Genomic DNA, 16,882 nt, shown 5'->3' with positions numbered 1-16,882 from the left:
GCAGACGGGGAAATCCCTTTGGTTCAGACGAAACTCAGATCGCCCCAATTGCCGCTGTCCCGAAGCATCGCTTCAAGCAGCTTGAACCCTGCCTCAAAATCCTTCAGGTTCGCCATTTCAACCGGCGAATGGGAATAGCGGCGCGGGAACGTGATGGCGGCTCCGTGGATTCCTTCCTTCACCAGATGGATGGAAGAAAGATCTGTTGTCCCTTTCGACATGACCGACAGCTGATACGGGATTTCCAGCTTGTCGGCATAGGACGTGATAAGATCCTTTATCTGCAGGGACATGATGTTCCCCATCCCCGACCCTGACAACAGCGGCAGCACCGGCCCTTTGCCGATGGCTATCGGGTAATAATTGCCGTCGGGTGTATCCGCGCAGGCGATGGTATCAAGTACGATGGCATAGTCCGGGTCAACCTTATAGCCCGCGATTTGCGCGCCGCGGAGCCCGACTTCCTCCTGGACCGCCACCAAGCCGACCAGCTTGCCGCTGAAATCCTTGTCCTGCAGGGTTTTGAACAGCTCCACCAGCAGCACGCAGCAGCTCCGGTTGTCAATCGCCTTGCCGCAGATAAGGTCCGGGTTGGTGAACCGGTCAAGGTCGCTGATATAGGTGACCGAGTCGCCGATTCCAATGCCCATGGCGTGAACTTCTTCCTTTGACGAAGCGCCGATATCGACGTACATGTCCTCGATCGGCAACACTTTCGTCTTTTCGGCCGCCGTCTGCAGATGCCCCGCTTTTACGCCGATAACGCCGAAATGGCCGTTGACGTTGACTTTCCGGCCGACCAACAGTGCATCCATCATGCCGCCCGTCCGCTCCATCCGGAGGAACCCTTTGCCGTCGATGGCGCTGACCATGCAGCCGATTTCGTCCGAATGGCTCGAAACCATGACGGTAGGTCCGGGTTTGTTCCCTTCCAGCACCGCATAGACATTCCCCATATGGTCGACTTCCACTTCCGCGTACGGCTCCAACAGCTCCACCATACGCTTGACCACTCCATGCTCCCTTCCCGAACTTCCGGGAATTGCAGCAAGTTCTTTCAGGTTTTGATAAAACTCCTCTTTGAACATAATTTCCTCCTTCGGCTATGTACAAATAAAACATTGTGCCATTTTACTGAAAAGTATAAATATAAGGTTTCCCCATTCATTATACTATAAGTTCTCCCTGGAATTGGCCGGAAATGGAAAACCGCCGCCCGGAGCCGGACAGCGGTTCATACCCCTTCGAATTTTTTCGGAACGGCTTTTCACTTGAGTGGATGACGCTCTTCTTTTTTCACTATCGCCATCGCAAAAAGCAATAAGGCGATGACAGCCGCCAGTACGGCGGCCAAAAACAGCCAGCCGAACGTAAAAGCCCCGGTGACATCGACAATATAGCCGAACAGCGGCGGCCCGATGATGACGCCCCACGAACCGACCGTCAAGGTGAAGCCGGTCGCGATTCCCGCCTGTTCAATCGGCACAAGCTCGGTCGCGGCGTTCATCCAAAGGCCATTGAAGCCGGAAATGCAGAAGCCGAACAGAATCGTCACCGGAACCATCACCCAGAACGGCGTGCCTGCCGGCAATAGGCTGACGATAATGGAAGCCAGCATGGATAAGGAAGCGATGATCACAAGGACGATGATCCGTTTGCCGCTGAATAGCAGATCGCTGATCATGCCCCATGCCACCCGGCCGAACGACCCGCTGACTTCGGAAATGACCAAGAGCACACCTGCCAGCACGAGCGGGATGCCGAGGTGTTCGTAAGCGAACAAGACGATATATGTATTGAGGATCAGCTGGCTTCCGCTCAAGCCCATCGCCGCTATGCTGACCAGCACCAACGGCTTTTCCTTGAACATCTGGAGAATCGACGCAAACAGACGGACCGGCTTCCCGGCAGGCCCGCCTTGCGCTTTTTTCGCCGGCGGATCGTGGTAAAACCTGAAGGCCAACAGTCCGGTGAGGATCAGCAGCAGACAGGCCCCGATCAGCACCGGCCGCCATCCCCAAACCGTGGCCGCAGGCAGCAAAAGAAGCGCCGCCAGCGCTGAGCCCAATGTCACGCCCATTTGCTTGATGCCCATAGCGGTCCCCCGCTTTTCCGTGAACCAGTAGATAATGCCTTTGTTGGAAGTCGGATGCATAGTGCCATAGCCGACTCCGCCGAGCACCACCATGAAGAGGACTACAGCGTAAATTGAAGTGGCCGTCATAAGGATGAAAGACAGCCCCAAGCCCAACGATAAAAGAAAGAGCAGCTTTTTCGAACCGACCCGGTCGACCAGAAAGCCGGCCGGTATCGATACCAAAGACTGTCCGAGAAACAGTGCCGCCGGAAGCATGCCGATCTGCGCTTTTGTCAGCGACAGGTCTTCTCCGATCAATACACCAAGCGGCGCCAGGCTCCTGCCGACAAACGCCACCATGATCTGGGCGACCAGAAGCCAGGTCAGCATGCGCCAAGGGTTGATATTCAAGACTGCATTGTTTTGAAGAACGGTTTTGTTCATATCGATTCATCTCTTTTTATTGGGAGTGATTGCTTTCCTCGTTTCTTATGGGTTACCCTTATTGGTCAATAACTGAACCATCAATTCCTAATCTTGTATTGATGTCTCTCCGCTTGTATGGGAATTTCGATTCGACGCCTTCCAACAGTTCGATTCCGATGCCGTGCCTTTCAGGAACGTCGATAAATCCATCCACTGTTTTCGGAACCCAATCGACCATATCGCTCTGCTTAAAAGTATCCTGTGTGTTCACACCGGAACTTGTAAAGCGTTCCGTGGCCGATAAGGTTTCATGGTCCGGAAATTCCAGGATTGCCAGGTTGTCCACCGCGACGGCTATCTGGATGCACGCTGCTGTGCTGACGGGGCTTAGCGGATTATGCGGAACAATCTGCACGCCGTGCGCTTCTGCGATGGCCGCGATTTTTTTGGCTCCCGTAATTCCTCCGCAGACCCCAAGGCTCGGCCTTGCGTACGACATGGCGTTACGCGACAGGAGCATCTCGAATTCCTGGATGGTATGGATTCTTTCTCCGGTAGCAATCGGCACATTCGTCTTGTTTGCGATCAGGGCCATCGAATCGAAGTTGTCAGGCGTGGTCGGGTCCTCCAAAAAGAAAGGCCGGTACTTTTCAACCGCATGGGCGAACGCCACTGCTTCACCCGGTTTCAGCCTCCGGTGAAGCTCCAGGCAAAGATCCATTTCATCTCCGACAGCTTCCCTGATCAGCCTTACGCGCTCTACCGCTTCGTTGATCATTTGCGCGTATGGCATGAAGTAAGGTTTTCCTCTCGGTTCATCCAAAAAAGGCGATAAATGGCCGATCGCGTTGTAGCCCAGTTCTTTCGCTTTCACACAGTCCGCAACGAGCTGTTCTGTTGTTTCGCCTATTACATGGTAATAGGTGCGGATTTTGTTTCTGCTTTTTCCGCCGAGCAGGACATAAGTCGGCACGCCGAACCATTTTCCCGCGATATCCCATAATGCGATATCGATTGCGCTGATGGCCCCCATTATGGCCGCTCCCCGAAAATGGAAACAGCGGTACATGTATTGCCAGTGGTGCTCGATCTGCAGCGCGTCTTTTCCGATCAGATAGCTTTTAAACGAGTTGACCACTTCCCGCGAGGCATCCAAAAACCCCCACGCCCCAGATTCCCCGATGCCCGTCACCCCTTCATCCGTATGGACTTTCACATAGAGGAATCGATTGACGCCTATAACCTCAACATCTGTAATTTTCATCCTGTTCTCTCCCTTTGATTTAGTTTTGCAGATTTCCTGCCGGAACAGCTACACTTCGGATCAAGCGAAACAGCTGAGATGCAGTCCTTCTTAAGTTGCTGTAAGCCACTTCGGGATTCATCGCTTCGTCCAATGCCATTGGTGAATTGATGATCGAGAAGCACGAAGTCAATCCGAGCCTGTTCAATCCCCCGACATCTTTCGAAACCGCTCCCGCCAGCGCCACTGCTGGTATGCCATGCAATGCCGCAAGCCGGGCCACTCCAAGAGGCGCTTTCCCCATGGCGGTTTGGTCATCCAATCTGCCTTCCCCTGTGATCACTATGTCTGCGCCCTGCATTTTTTTCTCCATATCGGTGATGTCCATTATGAGATCGATCCCGGACTCCATTTCCGAACGCAGGAAGCCCGAAAAAGCGGCCCCCAGCCCTCCGGCTGCACCTGCGCCGGCAATGGATTGAAGATCCATGCCCAGTTGATCCAAAACGATCTGCGCAAAATGCCGCAGCCCTTCATCAAGCTCTTCCACCATCTCGGGAGTCGCCCCTTTTTGCGGCCCAAAGATATGCGCCGCGCCCGTCGGACCATAAAGTACATTGTTCACATCACAGGCGATCCTGAAATTGCACTCCATCAATTCGGGCATTGCCCCGCTTCCGTCGATCCCGGCGATCTTTTTCAGTGCCTGTCCCCCAAGCCCCGTTTCATTGCCGGACCCGTCCAAAAAGCGGAATCCCAGCGCCTGCAGCATGCCGGTGCCGCCATCGTTCGTGGCGCTGCCGCCGAGGCCGATGACAAAGTCGCGGCACCCCTTCCCGATCGCGTCTGCAATCAGTTCACCCACGCCGTATGTAGTCGCCAGAAGAGGGTTGCGCTGCTCAGGTGAAACGAACGCCAGTCCACACGCTTCCGCCACTTCTATCACCGCTGTTTTTCCGCCGTCCAAGATGCCGTAGACCGCTGTTTTTTCCGCGGCTAAGGGCCCTTTCACCTTTCTTTCGATTTTCGTTCCTCCTGTTGCCTGCAGCAGGGCTTCAACAGTTCCTTCTCCGCCATCGGCCAAAGGCAGGGCGATGATCTCAGCATCGGGATAACTTTCCTGGATGCCCTCGGAAATCGCTCTGCTGGCTTCGATGGAGGAAATGCTGCCCTTGAAGGAATCGATTGCAACGAGCACTTTCATGACAAAACCATTCCTTTCTGAATCACTGAAGTGATGAAAAAAGCCCAAACCTTAAAAATAAGATTTGAGCTGTGGATTTTTATAAGGTTCCCTCACTTACATCAACAACGGCGCCAAGATCGACAAGATGATCAGCATCATTGCGCCGCCTATGCGGGATGAAATCTGCAGGAACGGCATAAGCCCCATCCGCTCGCTTGCGCTCAATACCGCCACATCCCCCGAGCCGCCCATGTCCGCCATGCCAAGGCCCGCAGAAATGGAAGATTCGACAAAATAGAAGCCGACCAATGTTCCGATAAAACCGGCCCCTAATGTAGCGAGCACGACTGTCAGGATCGTCAAGGTGATGTAGCTCGGGTCTGTGACAATTCCCAGCACACTGTTGAAATCGATCATTCCTGCGCTTATGGTAACCAGAACAGCCGGAACCCATGCCATGGAGATGAAGTCGTACCAATCCTCCGAAGATTTCTCGACGCTTTCCGGCAATACTTTGAAAAGCTTCAAAGCCGCCGCCCCTAGAATGATCCAGACATATGCGTGAAGGCTTGGCACAAATGAGTTGATGATTTCACCAAAAATGAACAGCCCGGAAGCTATCAGCAAACCGACCGCCAGATTTCTTAATGACAGCGGCAAGATGCTTTCTTTTTGCGCCTTGGCCTTTTCCTCTGCACCCGCCTCTGCCGCTCTCAAAAGTTTGCCATTTCCTGAAAAGTTGGTGGAAAGCGGTTTTTTGCGTTTCCCTAAACCATTCAATCCCCCGGCAATCAGAATACAGACCATATTGCCGACCATAACAGCCGGAGCAAGCTGCGCAAGGTAACTGCCCGCATCCCCGCTGCCGTTCGCTGCATAAATCTCGGCCATCGGCACAGCGCCAGCGGCCATTCCGCCGCCCATGATCGGGCCGACAACAAAGAAAATCGTTTCCGAGAAGCCGAAGCCGATCAAGTGGCCGACCGCTCCGCCGATAAGAAGAGCAGCAAACACCCCGCCCAGAAGCGGCACGAAAAATCTTGGCCCTGTCTTCATCAGCATTTTCCGGTCCATGCTCAAGATGCTGCCGACGATCAAACCGGTGACGACCAGTTCCGCAAAGCCCCATTCATTGTAGAAATTATCGGCCAGCACCGCGAAACTTTCCGGAATCAGCCCCCAGTACAGAAATAAGGCCGGGATCAAAATGCAAAGGATGGGACCTCCGCCGAACGTTCCGAATACCGGTATGCTGTTTCCGATCCACATCAGCAGGCCGCCTAGAACCATGGTGACTGCCAGGCCGCTTACGATGTTCTCCGGCAGCAGTTCCATATACATGCCGATCAATACAATTGCCGCCACTCCCAAAAATACAGGAGCCTCGATTCCCGCAATCTTCACGCCCCTTAAACCCAACCCTTTGCGCTTTTCGCCTACTCCGTTGATACCGCCGATTTCTTGGACATTGTTACTGCTCATTCTTTTCACCCCTATTTGTTTTATGCAAAACTTTAAGAAAGCGTTTACATTTTATTCAAAGAACCGCATGGTAGAACTTCTGCTCCTGCCATGCAATTCTTCATATCCTGATTTTATACTTTCGAGTAGCCGGTCGTTTCTTCGTCCGCGTTCAGTTTCCCCAAATCCTTGATGCGCTTGATGATTTCGTCCGTCACTTCTTTTGTGGTGTTTGTGCCGCCGATATCCGGGGTCAAATACCCGTCCCTCGTTACGCTTTCCACGATATCCAGCAATGTGGTTCCGAGCTCTTCTTCGCCGAAATGGTCGAGCATCATTTTCGCCGTCCAGATCTGCCCGATCGGATTGGCGATTCCTTTGCCGAGGATATCGGGCGCTGACCCATGCACCGGTTCGAACATGGAAGGGTATTTTCCGTTCACGTTGATATTGGCTGCCGGGGCAATGCCGATGCTTCCCATGATGGCCGCTCCAAGGTCGGTTAAAATATCGCCGAACAAATTGCTTGCTACGACCACATCAAACTTGTCCGGGTGGGTGACAAAAAACGCCGCAAGCGCATCGATATGCTGTGAGTCGGTTGTGATTTCCGGATAGTCTTTCGAGACTTCCTTGAAAACCTTGTCCCAAAACGGCATCGAATAAATGATTCCATTTGATTTGGTCGCACTAGTGACGTGCTTTCCTCGCTTGGCAGCCAGCTCAAAAGCATAGCGCATCGCTCTTTCTGAAGCTTTCCTTGAAAAAATAGCGTTTTGGATGGCGATTTCATCTTCATCTTTGTAGATGTTCCCGCCGATGGAGCTGTATTCCCCTTCGCTGTTTTCCCGGACTACAATCAAATCGAAATCTTTAGGATTGACCAGCGGAGAACGGACCCCGTCCATCAGCTTTGCAGGGCGGATATTGATCACCTGTTCGAATTCGCGGCGAATTTTTATCAACAGCCCCCATAAGGAGATGTGGTCGGGAACAAGCTGCAAGTTCCCGACAGCGCCAAGGAAGATGCTGTCGAAATCCTTCAACTGCTCCAAGCCGTCATCCGGCATCATCTGGCCATGCTCCAAGTAATACTCGCAGCTCCATGGAAACTCGGTAAACTCGAATTTCAGGCCTCCATGCACTTCTGCAAGCGCATTCAAAACTTCCGTTGCTGCCGGCACGACTTCCTTGCCGATTCCGTCCCCAGGGATGTTGGCGATTCTAAAAGTTTTCATTCTACCCCACCTTTTTGATTTTCAGTTCTTTTCAGTCGACTGTATCCGGTCGACCAACTTCTAATTTGAATACTACAAGAAGCGCAGAATAAAATCAATAGATTATTTTAAAATTTCTAACTATTTTGCGGCGCAAAAAAAAACGCTGAACCAATTTCTCAGCGCTTTTATTTCGTCGGTTTGCCCAAAACTTCGGTCAAGTGGTCCACATCCAGCTGCAGATGGTCGAGCATCGCTTGGGCCGCCTTCTCTTGGTCCCTTTTTTTGATATGGTAAAAGATGTCGCGATGCTGTTTCAGAATATCTTCGGCCCGGTGCCCGCCTTGAAAATTCATCACTCGGAAAAAGTACATTAAGGTTTTCAAGTCTTTGATCTGTTTTTTCAGCCGCTCGTTTTTCGTGAATTCAATGATCAAGTTGTGGAAAGATGCGTTCAGATCAATTATTGCTTTGTCTTCCTGCCCGTCGCGGATCGCTTTTTCCGTTTCCAGCAAAAGCTCTTCTATCTCCTCTATTTCACTGTCAGCCGCTTTTTCTATCATCAGCCGTACTGCAAATGATTCCAATGCTTTTCTGCAAAAATAGATTTCTTCCACATCTTTCAAGGTAGGTTCGTAGATGACCATCCTTGATTTTTCATCCGTGACGATCAAGCCTTCTTGCACGAGCATTCGAATCGCTTCCCTGATCGGGCTTTTGCTTACATTGAATTCTTTAGCAAGCTGCGTTTCCACGATTCTTTCCCCTGGTTTGAATTTCCCTTCGAAAATCATCGCTTTTATCGAATGATAGAATTGTTCATAATACGGAACGGGTTTTTCGATCATAAAACCATTCATAATTTCACCTTTTTCTGTAAGTTGCGAGTAAGTTCTTCCAGTCCAGTTTAAACCAATTTGCCGATTCTTGCTTTAAATTGGAAATGTTGATATTTTCCTTGTCCGGCCCACTGTTAAATTTCCTGTTTCGATGACGGCAGATCCGGGTTTCCGCCAGCTTTTCCTGCCGCAATCCGCTCGGGGTGCGTATAAAGATTGAACGACTCCCCGCGGATAAAACCGACCGCCGTGATGCCGAGCTCTTCGGCAAGTTCCAAGGCAAGCTCGGTCGGTGCGGATTTTGAGAGGATGACTTCGCAGCCGATTTTCGCGACTTTCAGGAGAATTTCCGATGAGATGCGGCCGCTGAAGACAATGACTTTATCGCGGACAGGGATCCCGTTTCTAAGGCAGTGCCCGTAAATTTTATCGAGCGCATTGTGCCGGCCGATATCGACGCGCGACAGGAAAAAGCCGTCCGTGCTGCAAAGCGCCGCATTGTGGACGCCTCCGGTTTTCCGGAACGTTTCGGCGCTGGCGTCCATCTGCCGCATGAGCCGGAAACAGTCTTCCGGCGTGAGCTTGACCCGCGCTTCCTTCATCGTCTTCGCGGTGATGGCGTCATGCGCAAAGACGAAGCCTTGGCGGCTCATGCCGCAGCACGATGAAACAAAGCGCTTGTTCTGCAATTGTTCATAGAACGGATAGACTTTGTCGGCCGTGATGTGGACGATTCCCGCCTTTTCATCCAATCGGATTTCCTTGATGTCCTGGTGGTTCGGGATGATGCCTTCAGACGCCAGAAAGCCGACCGCCATATCCTTGACCCACTCCGGCGTGCAGACGATGGTGATGAATTCGCGTCCATTGATATGGATGGTGATGGGCTCTTCGATGACAACCCGGTCCCTTTTCTCGGTGAACGCCCCGTTTTCAAAGCGCGTGACGGTCCGTTCCTTATGCTGTTCCATCGGCAACTTCACCTTCCTTCCGGAGATTCATCGATATTTTTTGACTATTTCGTAAATAAATTGTTCGGCTCGCTTAAATTGATTATAATATTACCACACAACAGGGGTATACAAGAATCGTCAGCTGCCGTTTTGGCGGATATCCCGGCATTTACGTGACTAAAAGGAGGTAATGGCATGCCGATCATCATCAACGGTTCATCTTTTGACTTTGAACCCGGACAGACGATTCTCCAAGTCGTCAATGCGAACAACATCACCCACCCCCAGATCTGCTATATGCCCGAAGTCGACCCGATCCAGACGTGCGATACATGCATCGCGGAAGTGGACGGCAAATTACTGCGCACCTGTTCGGCCAAGGCTATGGATGGAATGAGCGTCCAGCTCGGGTCCACCCGCGCGAAAGCGGCACAGACCGAAGCGATGGACCGGATACTCGAAAACCACCTGCTTTACTGTACGGTGTGCGATAACAACAACGGCAACTGCAAGGTGCACAACACCGTTGACATGATGGAAATCGAACACCAGAAATACCCGTTCGAGCCGAAATGCTCGACTGATGCCGTGGACTTCACCAACCCGTTCTACCGCTACGACCCGAACCAGTGCATCGCCTGCGGCCAGTGCGTGGAGGCCTGCCAGAACCTGCAGGTCAACGAAACGCTGTCGATCGACTGGGAACGCGACAGGCCGATCGTACTTTGGGACGGCGGCGCGAAGATCAATGATTCATCTTGCGTCAGCTGCGGCCACTGCGTCACCGTCTGCCCGTGCAACGCCCTCATGGAAAATACCATGCTCGGCGAAGCGGGCTTCATGACGGGCATGAAACCGGAAATCCTGAATCCGATGATTGACCTCGTCAAAGATGTGGAACCCGGCTATAGCGGCATCCTTGCGATTTCCGATGCGGAAGCGGCGATGCGCCACACCCGCATGAAAAAGACCAAGACGGTGTGCACTTTCTGCGGCGTCGGCTGTTCGTTCGAAGTGTGGACGAAAGACCGCGAGATCCTGAAGATCCAGCCGGTATCCGATGCGCCGGCAAACCAGATTTCGACATGCGTCAAAGGGAAATTCGGCTGGGATTTTGTCAACAGCGACAAGCGCATCACCACCCCGCTCATCCGGCGCGGCGACGAATTTGTCGAAGCCACGTGGGAGGAAGCGCTGGATCTGGTCGCTTCCAAACTTGGCGGCTATAAGCGCGATTACGGGAAAGATGCCATCGGCGTCATTTCATCATCAAAAATCACCAACGAAGACAATTACGTGCTCCAGAAAATCGCGCGCCAAGTGTTCGAGACGAACAATATCGACAACTGCTCGCGTTACTGCCAGTCCCCTGCAACGGACGGCTTGTTCCGCACGGTCGGCATGGGCGGCGACGCCGGGACGATCAAGGATATCGGCAAAGCGGGGCTTGTCATCATCGTCGGGGCGAACCCGGCGGAAGCCCATCCGGTGCTTGCCACCCGCATCAAGCGCGCGCATAAATTGCACGGCCAGAAACTGATTGTCGCCGACCTGCGCCGCAACGAAATGGCCGACCGCGCAGACCTTTTCATCAGCCCGAAACAAGGCACCGACCAGGTCTGGCTGATGGCGGTGACCAAATACCTGATCGATACAGGGATGCATGATGAAGCGTTCATCCGCGGAAATGTCAATTTCTACGAAGAATATAAAGAAGCGCTCAAGAAATACACACTCAGTTATGCGGAACAGGAAACCGGCATCCCGCAGGAAACGCTGATCCAGATTGCGCACGCCATCCATGAAGCGGACGGCACGTGCATCCTTTGGGGCATGGGCGTCACCCAGAACACCGGCGGTTCGGACACGTCCGCCGCGATTTCCAACCTGCTGCTTGCCACAGGCAACTACCGCCGTCCGGGTGCCGGGGCATATCCGCTCCGCGGCCATAACAATGTCCAGGGCGCCTGCGACATGGGGTCATTGCCGGGATGGCTCCCTGGCTACCAGCACGTGTCGGATGACGCGGCGCGTGAAAAGTTCGAGCGCGCATACGGCGTGAAGATCGATTCCAAGCCCGGCTATGACAATGTTTCGATGCTCCGGGCTGTGGAGGAAGGCAAGATGAAGGCGATGTATTTGGTCGGCGAGGACATGGCGCTTGTCGACGCCAATGCCAACCATGTGGACGAAGTGCTGGCGAAGCTGGACTTTTTCGTCGTGCAGGACATCTTCTTCTCAAGAACGGCACAGTACGCCGATGTAATCCTGCCGGCTGCTCCGTCGCTTGAAAAAGACGGCACGTTCACGAACACCGAGCGGCGCGTGCAGCGTTTGTATAAGGCGCTGCCGGAACTCGGGGACTCCAAGCCCGACTGGTGGATCGTCCAGGAAATCGCCAACCGCATGGGCGCCGGCTGGAACTACAGCCACCCAAGCGACATCTTCGCTGAAATGGCGAGTTTGACGCCGATTTTCTCCCAGGCGAGCTATGAAGGGCTGGAAGGCTGGAACAGCTTCCTTTGGGGCAGTTTGGACGGTGCCAGCACACCGCTTCTGTACGTCGACGGCTTCAACTTCCCGGACAAGAAAGCACGTTTCGCCTTGTCCGACTGGGTGGAGCCTGTGGTCTTCCCTGAGGAGTTCGATCTGCATATCAACAACGGACGGCTTCTTGAGCAGTTCCATGAAGGCAACCTGTCCGACAAATCGCGCGGCATCCACCAGAAAATGCCGCAGAACTTTGTCGAGGTGTCGCCGGAACTTGCGAAGATTCGCGGAATCGAAGACGGCTCGCTCGTACGGCTCGTCTCCCCTTACGGAGCGCTGAAAGTGCCGGCATTTGTCACTGACCGGGTGAAAGACAACGAACTGTTCCTGCCGATGCACTCGACCAACAAGGAAACGGCCATCAATTTCCTGACCGGGCCGGCCACCGACCACCGGACCAATACCCCTGCCTATAAACAGACGAAGGTCCGCCTGGAACTGCTCGAGAAAAAAGGCAAGAGCCCGGTTTCGAAATCGAATCCGCGCGGCAAGAAACGGACGCCGCAGCGCGGAGTGGAAGTCCAACGGAAATGGCAGCGCCCGGGCTATGTGCCGCTGACCGATCAATAAGGAAGGAAAGTGATAAGGATGGCAACGCCAATCACACAGATCAGCAAGCGGCAGCTGACGCCGGAAGAGGAAAAAGAGAAAAAGCTGGGCGAACTTGAAACCCTGCTCGTCCAGCAGGATCAGGCGCTCAATAAAATCCTGGAAATCACCGGTGAATTGAACGACGCCGGTATACTCGATGCGGTGCGGGCGATGGTGAAAGCGCGAGAAAATTTGACGGGCATCGCCGTCCACCAAGCTTCCCGGGAACCGGTCACCAACCTCATCAACAACGCGATGAAAGCGGCGGCCGTTGTCACCGCCATCGACCCGAACACGACGGCCCGCCTCATGGACAGCGTCAAAGGCGGACTCGACGAAGCGGAACTGCATCGCGACAATCCGAAAAAAATCGGCGTCTTCGGCCTTGTGAAAGCGCTCCGCGACCCGGACGTCAACCGCTCCCTCAAGTTCGGAATCAATTTTTTGCGCGGCATGGGCCGGGAACTTGGACGGAAATAAAGGCATAGCCACTCCAAACAGAGCCGAATCGGCTCTGTTTTTTTGCGTACCGAGGGACCCGCAGCCTGTTTTCCCACCCCTTTATTTCCTGAAAAAAATTTTCGATCCGGTGAATCTAAAAAGGCACCATGACCGTATACTAGTTATAGACAAAGGAGGAAATGTACATGTATTCACAATATGAATTAGAAAAAGAGCTGCCCAACAACGAAATGCTGAGGAGCGTTTTGAGTTTCTTCTCGGTGCTATGGGTAATCTCCGGGATCGGGGTCATTGCAGGGCAATTCGTGCCGCCTGCTTTGATGCTGCCATTGATGGTCGTTGAAGTAGTTCTCCTTATTTCCATGATTTTCATCCGGAAAGCGAGAAAAGCGGGCAGCACATTTGCGATGATTTTCGCTTTGATCAGCGGTATAACGCTTTATCCTGCATTGACGTATTACGTAGGCAGCCTGGGCGGAGAAGTCGTCCTCGCAGTATTCGTTTCAACCGCTGTTGTTTTTGCCGCATACGGATTGGTCGGCTACCGCATGAACAAAAACCTGGTCGGCTGGTCGAGCTACCTGTTTGTCGCATTGATCGCTTTTTTTGTGATTTCGCTTTTCGGATTCTTCGTTCCGTTCTCAAGCGGCTTTGCGATGATCCTTTCGATGGCGGGCGTCTTGCTGTTCTCGCTCTACACGATCTATGATTTCAACCGCATCCGGCACCAGCCGATGTCGGAACAGGATGTGCCGTTCGTGGCCATCGGCTTGTACCTGGATTTCCTGAATCTGTTCTTGAATATCCTGCGCCTTACATCGTTCTTGTCGAGAGACTGATAAACTGCTTCCAATGGGACAGCCCCTAATGTCAGGGGCTGTTTTTATAGGATCAAGGGGGACTTGCATTGCAATTGATGCTATCAATAGTTTTATCGGCCATTTTAGGCTACCTGCTGCTTTTGACGGGGCCGATGGCTGGCGGCTTGCTCGCTTTCGGCATCATTTCAGGCACCTTATTCAGAGGGGTATATCTGTTGAACGATCTCCATAAGAGGCTATTGAAAGATGAGCCCAAACCGGATAAAGCCAAACAGGCCAGAGAAGACTATTTGAAACAGAGAGGCTTTTAAGCAGTCGATGTTGTTTTTAAAATCAGATCCAGCTCTCTTGGGAAAGCCGGCCTGCAAATGAATTGAAGAAACCCCAACAAACCTATCCTTATAAGGTTGTTGGGGTTTCTTATATGCAGCTATTGATGAGCGGCTATATGTAAACCCGTCATTGATGACAGGAACCGCCCCATAAACAGGCCGATCAGCAATAGAAAAACTTTCCAATTGTGCGACCGATTTTTCCGCTTTGCGTCTAAGTTAGTAGGAAAGGAGAGAAAAATCATTGAAAACCAGCGAAACCTTAGCAGATTGGTATGACGACCATGGAGAAGCTGTCTTTACTTACATCTTCATGATGGTGAGGGATTACCAGCTGGCCGAAGACTTGACGCAAGAAACATTCGTGAAAGCTTATCGGCATTTCACTCAATTCCAATACCAATCAAGCAGTCGAACATGGCTGTTCCGTATCGCCCAAAACACGACCAAAGATCATTTTCGAAAGAAAAATCCGTTGACGCATTATTTCAACTTGCCGTTAACCGAACCTGATTCTTCTCCCCTCCCTTCCCAATTGATGGAGATGGGTGAACAGGAGGAGGCTCTCTTTTATTCCCTCAAAAAGTTGAAACCTACATATCGCCAAGTCACGACTTTACGCATGCTGAAGGAATTCTCGACAAAAGAGACGGCGGAAATTTTAGGCTGGTCCGAAAGCAAAGTGAAAAGCAACTTGGCAAGGGCTTTGAAAGAACTGAAAACCGAACTGGTAAAAGGGGGTTTTGACTATGACGCCATTGCGCGATAACGAGCTGAAAGACATGCTTAAGAACTTGGACGGCCAGCTCAGAATGGAACCATCCCGCCATGGACAGTTACGGGACCGGATTCTTATGGAAAGTGAGAAGGCCGGCGAACCAAAACGGAAAAGAAAACTTGGGACTTCCCGAATGAGAATAAGGCTTGCGGCAGCTGCGGCCATGCTGCTATTACTGGGAACTTCCCCTTTTTACTCTCCGGCGATGGCTTCATTCGCGGAAAGAATTCTGCCGCTCATAATTGCGCCATCCGAGTCGGCTGGCGATAGTTTATCCGAAAAAATCATGCAGGCTGCTGAGGAAAGCGGCTATCCTGTTTCAGCAGTCGGCATAACGCCAGACCCGTTTACCGTCCAACTGGCTTTCACTAAAGAGGAAATGAGTCTTTCGGAAATGGAAGAAGCCGTTGAACCGGCGATCCACGAGCTCCTTGCCGAAGAGGGCATCGACCAGTATCAATTGGATCTGACTGTAATGCAGGAAGGGGAAGACCCGCCTTCGGATACAAGCCGAGGGGAAATCAATGTTGAACCGCTGATCAGCGAAGCCTTTTCGGCCTATGGCTATCCCGATTTGGCCGGCCAACCCACTTACAGCATCAAGGAAGGAAAGCTCTTCAACACCCTGGAAGTGAATATGCCGGACCAAGTAAAGGAAATTGAGGAAATCAAAGAGTATCTCCTTGCCAATATCGAGAAAGAAAAGTGGAATATCCAGAAGGTTGAATTGCGTTATTTCAACGCAGCGCATCGCAGCCAAGAAGATCGTTGGGCCTTTGTTTCCAGCGATATTTTCGAAGCCATGGAAGGAAAAGCTATTTATGGCACAACAGGTTTAAGCTATAAGGTAGAAGAAGGTGTCACGCACGTCCAGATCAAGACGGCATTGCCAAAACAGCCAGATCCACAACTTCTGAAAGAGATCAGCACCGCCATTCGTGTATATCTCGAGTCGAACGAAATCAAATCCACCATCCAAGAAGACGACTACCGGATTCAACTGTTGAGCAAAGAAAAAACGATTTTGCTGGAAGTGACGAATGCTGCTAAGTGAACTTTCCCATCAATATAATTCCAGTGCACTTACTGTTTATCCCACCTTGCTTCAGCTGACCGTGATAAAAATTTCATAGGAAAAAGAAAAGGAAGGATTCTATAGCAAGAATCCTTCCTTTATACTGTCATATAGCGGTGGGCTCAGCTTTTGAATAGCAGAACGACCTGCTGATCACCCTAACCTTTTGATCCGTTCAGTCGATGATGGTTTCGCAATTTTCTCCGTAAGCACCTTGCCATTGCTTTTTAAAATCGGCTACATCTGTTGCAGTCGAAGGAAATTCTATCATTTTTTCGATAAGATCGGGGGAAACGGTCGCTGACTCTGCCCCTGAAAGAAAGACGCTTTGGACTTGATGGATGTTTTTAAAACTCGCAGCAATAATTTCGCAGTTCAAGCCGTGCGCTTGAAGGAGTTGGGCAATCTCAGCAGTGACTCCCACCCCGTTGCCACCCAGATTTTCTATCCGATTCACATACGGCGCAACATAACTGGCACCAGCGAGTGCAGCTAGCACTGCTTGAAAAGGGGTATAGATAGTAGTTGCCAAGGTCTCAATCTGTTCCTGGGCAAGCAATTTGATGGCCTTGACCCCTTCATCGGTGACAGGGATCTTTATTATGGTCTTGCCCGGTAATTGCTCTGCAAGAAATTCCGCTTCTTTGACAATATCCTCGGCTTTGTTTCCTATCGCTTGTACAAACAAAGCTTTGTCGCCGCCAATAACCCCCCGGATTTCTTTCAGCAAGGGCAAATAAGGTTTTTTCTCATTTACTAGAATGGTTGGATTTGTTGTAACCCCTGCCACAGGAAAGTACTCAGTCAATCGCTCGATGCTTTTTACATTCGCAGAATCGATATAAATTTTCAATGGTCATTTCCCTCCGGT

15 protein-coding genes are annotated in these 16,882 nt (G+C 51.8%); 6 read left to right on the top strand and 9 right to left on the bottom strand.

Annotated features, from left to right (window positions below):
• Positions 1–23 precede the first annotated feature (23 nt).
• The 8 genes from FQV30_RS01595 to fdhD all read right to left on the bottom strand — a co-directional run bounded on the left by FQV30_RS01595 (position 24) and on the right by fdhD (position 9,420).
• On the bottom strand, positions 24–1,088 hold the full coding sequence (locus FQV30_RS01595; RefSeq protein ID WP_146498397.1) for a M42 family metallopeptidase: 1,065 nt from the start codon (positions 1,086–1,088) through the stop codon (positions 24–26).
• Positions 1,089–1,267: 179 nt separating this feature from the next.
• Positions 1,268–2,521, bottom strand: a complete 1,254-nt coding sequence (locus tag FQV30_RS01590; RefSeq protein ID WP_146498396.1) for an MFS transporter — start codon at positions 2,519–2,521, stop codon at positions 1,268–1,270.
• Between the two features lie 58 nt (positions 2,522–2,579).
• The gene (locus FQV30_RS01585) at positions 2,580–3,767 is read right to left on the bottom strand and encodes a mandelate racemase/muconate lactonizing enzyme family protein (protein WP_146498395.1); all 1,188 of its coding nucleotides are present in this window, start codon (positions 3,765–3,767) and stop codon (positions 2,580–2,582) included.
• Positions 3,768–3,786: 19 nt separating this feature from the next.
• On the bottom strand, positions 3,787–4,950 hold the full coding sequence (locus FQV30_RS01580; protein WP_146498394.1) for a glycerate kinase: 1,164 nt from the start codon (positions 4,948–4,950) through the stop codon (positions 3,787–3,789).
• Positions 4,951–5,046: 96 nt separating this feature from the next.
• Entirely contained in the window at positions 5,047–6,414 is a 1,368-nt protein-coding gene (locus FQV30_RS01575; protein WP_146498393.1) for a 2-hydroxycarboxylate transporter family protein, read from the bottom strand.
• A gap of 113 nt (positions 6,415–6,527) precedes the next feature.
• A complete protein-coding gene (locus tag FQV30_RS01570; RefSeq protein WP_146498392.1) occupies positions 6,528–7,631 on the bottom strand; it encodes a tartrate dehydrogenase in 1,104 nt (367 codons plus the stop codon).
• Positions 7,632–7,798: 167 nt separating this feature from the next.
• Complete coding sequence (locus tag FQV30_RS01565; protein WP_146498391.1) at positions 7,799–8,470, bottom strand: GntR family transcriptional regulator; 672 nt, start codon at positions 8,468–8,470, stop codon at positions 7,799–7,801.
• Positions 8,471–8,583: 113 nt separating this feature from the next.
• Complete coding sequence (fdhD, locus tag FQV30_RS01560; protein ID WP_146498390.1) at positions 8,584–9,420, bottom strand: formate dehydrogenase accessory sulfurtransferase FdhD; 837 nt, start codon at positions 9,418–9,420, stop codon at positions 8,584–8,586.
• A gap of 177 nt (positions 9,421–9,597) precedes the next feature.
• Between fdhD and fdhF the strand changes: the two genes are divergently transcribed.
• The 6 genes from fdhF to FQV30_RS01530 all read left to right on the top strand — a co-directional run bounded on the left by fdhF (position 9,598) and on the right by FQV30_RS01530 (position 15,990).
• On the top strand, positions 9,598–12,522 hold the full coding sequence (gene fdhF / locus FQV30_RS01555) for a formate dehydrogenase subunit alpha (RefSeq protein ID WP_146498389.1): 2,925 nt from the start codon (positions 9,598–9,600) through the stop codon (positions 12,520–12,522).
• An 18-nt stretch (positions 12,523–12,540) separates the two neighbouring features.
• The gene (locus tag FQV30_RS01550; protein ID WP_146498388.1) at positions 12,541–13,023 is read left to right on the top strand and encodes a helical membrane plugin domain-containing protein; all 483 of its coding nucleotides are present in this window, start codon (positions 12,541–12,543) and stop codon (positions 13,021–13,023) included.
• Positions 13,024–13,190: 167 nt separating this feature from the next.
• Entirely contained in the window at positions 13,191–13,844 is a 654-nt protein-coding gene (locus tag FQV30_RS01545; protein WP_186725492.1) for a Bax inhibitor-1/YccA family protein, read from the top strand.
• Between the two features lie 77 nt (positions 13,845–13,921).
• A complete protein-coding gene (locus FQV30_RS01540) occupies positions 13,922–14,137 on the top strand; it encodes a hypothetical protein (RefSeq protein ID WP_255473351.1) in 216 nt (71 codons plus the stop codon).
• A gap of 265 nt (positions 14,138–14,402) precedes the next feature.
• Positions 14,403–14,927, top strand: coding sequence for an RNA polymerase sigma factor (locus tag FQV30_RS01535; protein ID WP_146498385.1), 525 nt, complete (start codon positions 14,403–14,405; stop codon positions 14,925–14,927).
• Positions 14,908–15,990, top strand: coding sequence for a hypothetical protein (locus FQV30_RS01530; protein WP_146498384.1), 1,083 nt, complete (start codon positions 14,908–14,910; stop codon positions 15,988–15,990). Before FQV30_RS01535 ends, FQV30_RS01530 begins: the two co-directional genes overlap by 20 nt.
• A 196-nt stretch (positions 15,991–16,186) precedes the next feature.
• On the opposite strand, the gene FQV30_RS01525 is transcribed toward FQV30_RS01530, so the two are convergent.
• Positions 16,187–16,864, bottom strand: coding sequence for a transaldolase family protein (locus FQV30_RS01525; protein ID WP_146498383.1), 678 nt, complete (start codon positions 16,862–16,864; stop codon positions 16,187–16,189).
• Positions 16,865–16,882 lie beyond the last annotated feature (18 nt).

The organism is Planomicrobium sp. CPCC 101110 (genome assembly GCF_007859395.1).
Taxonomy (GTDB): Bacteria; Bacillota; Bacilli; order Bacillales_A; family Planococcaceae; genus Planococcus.
The sequence above is the reverse complement of the archived record's forward strand: the minus strand, read 5'-3'. Positions and strand labels throughout refer to the sequence as shown.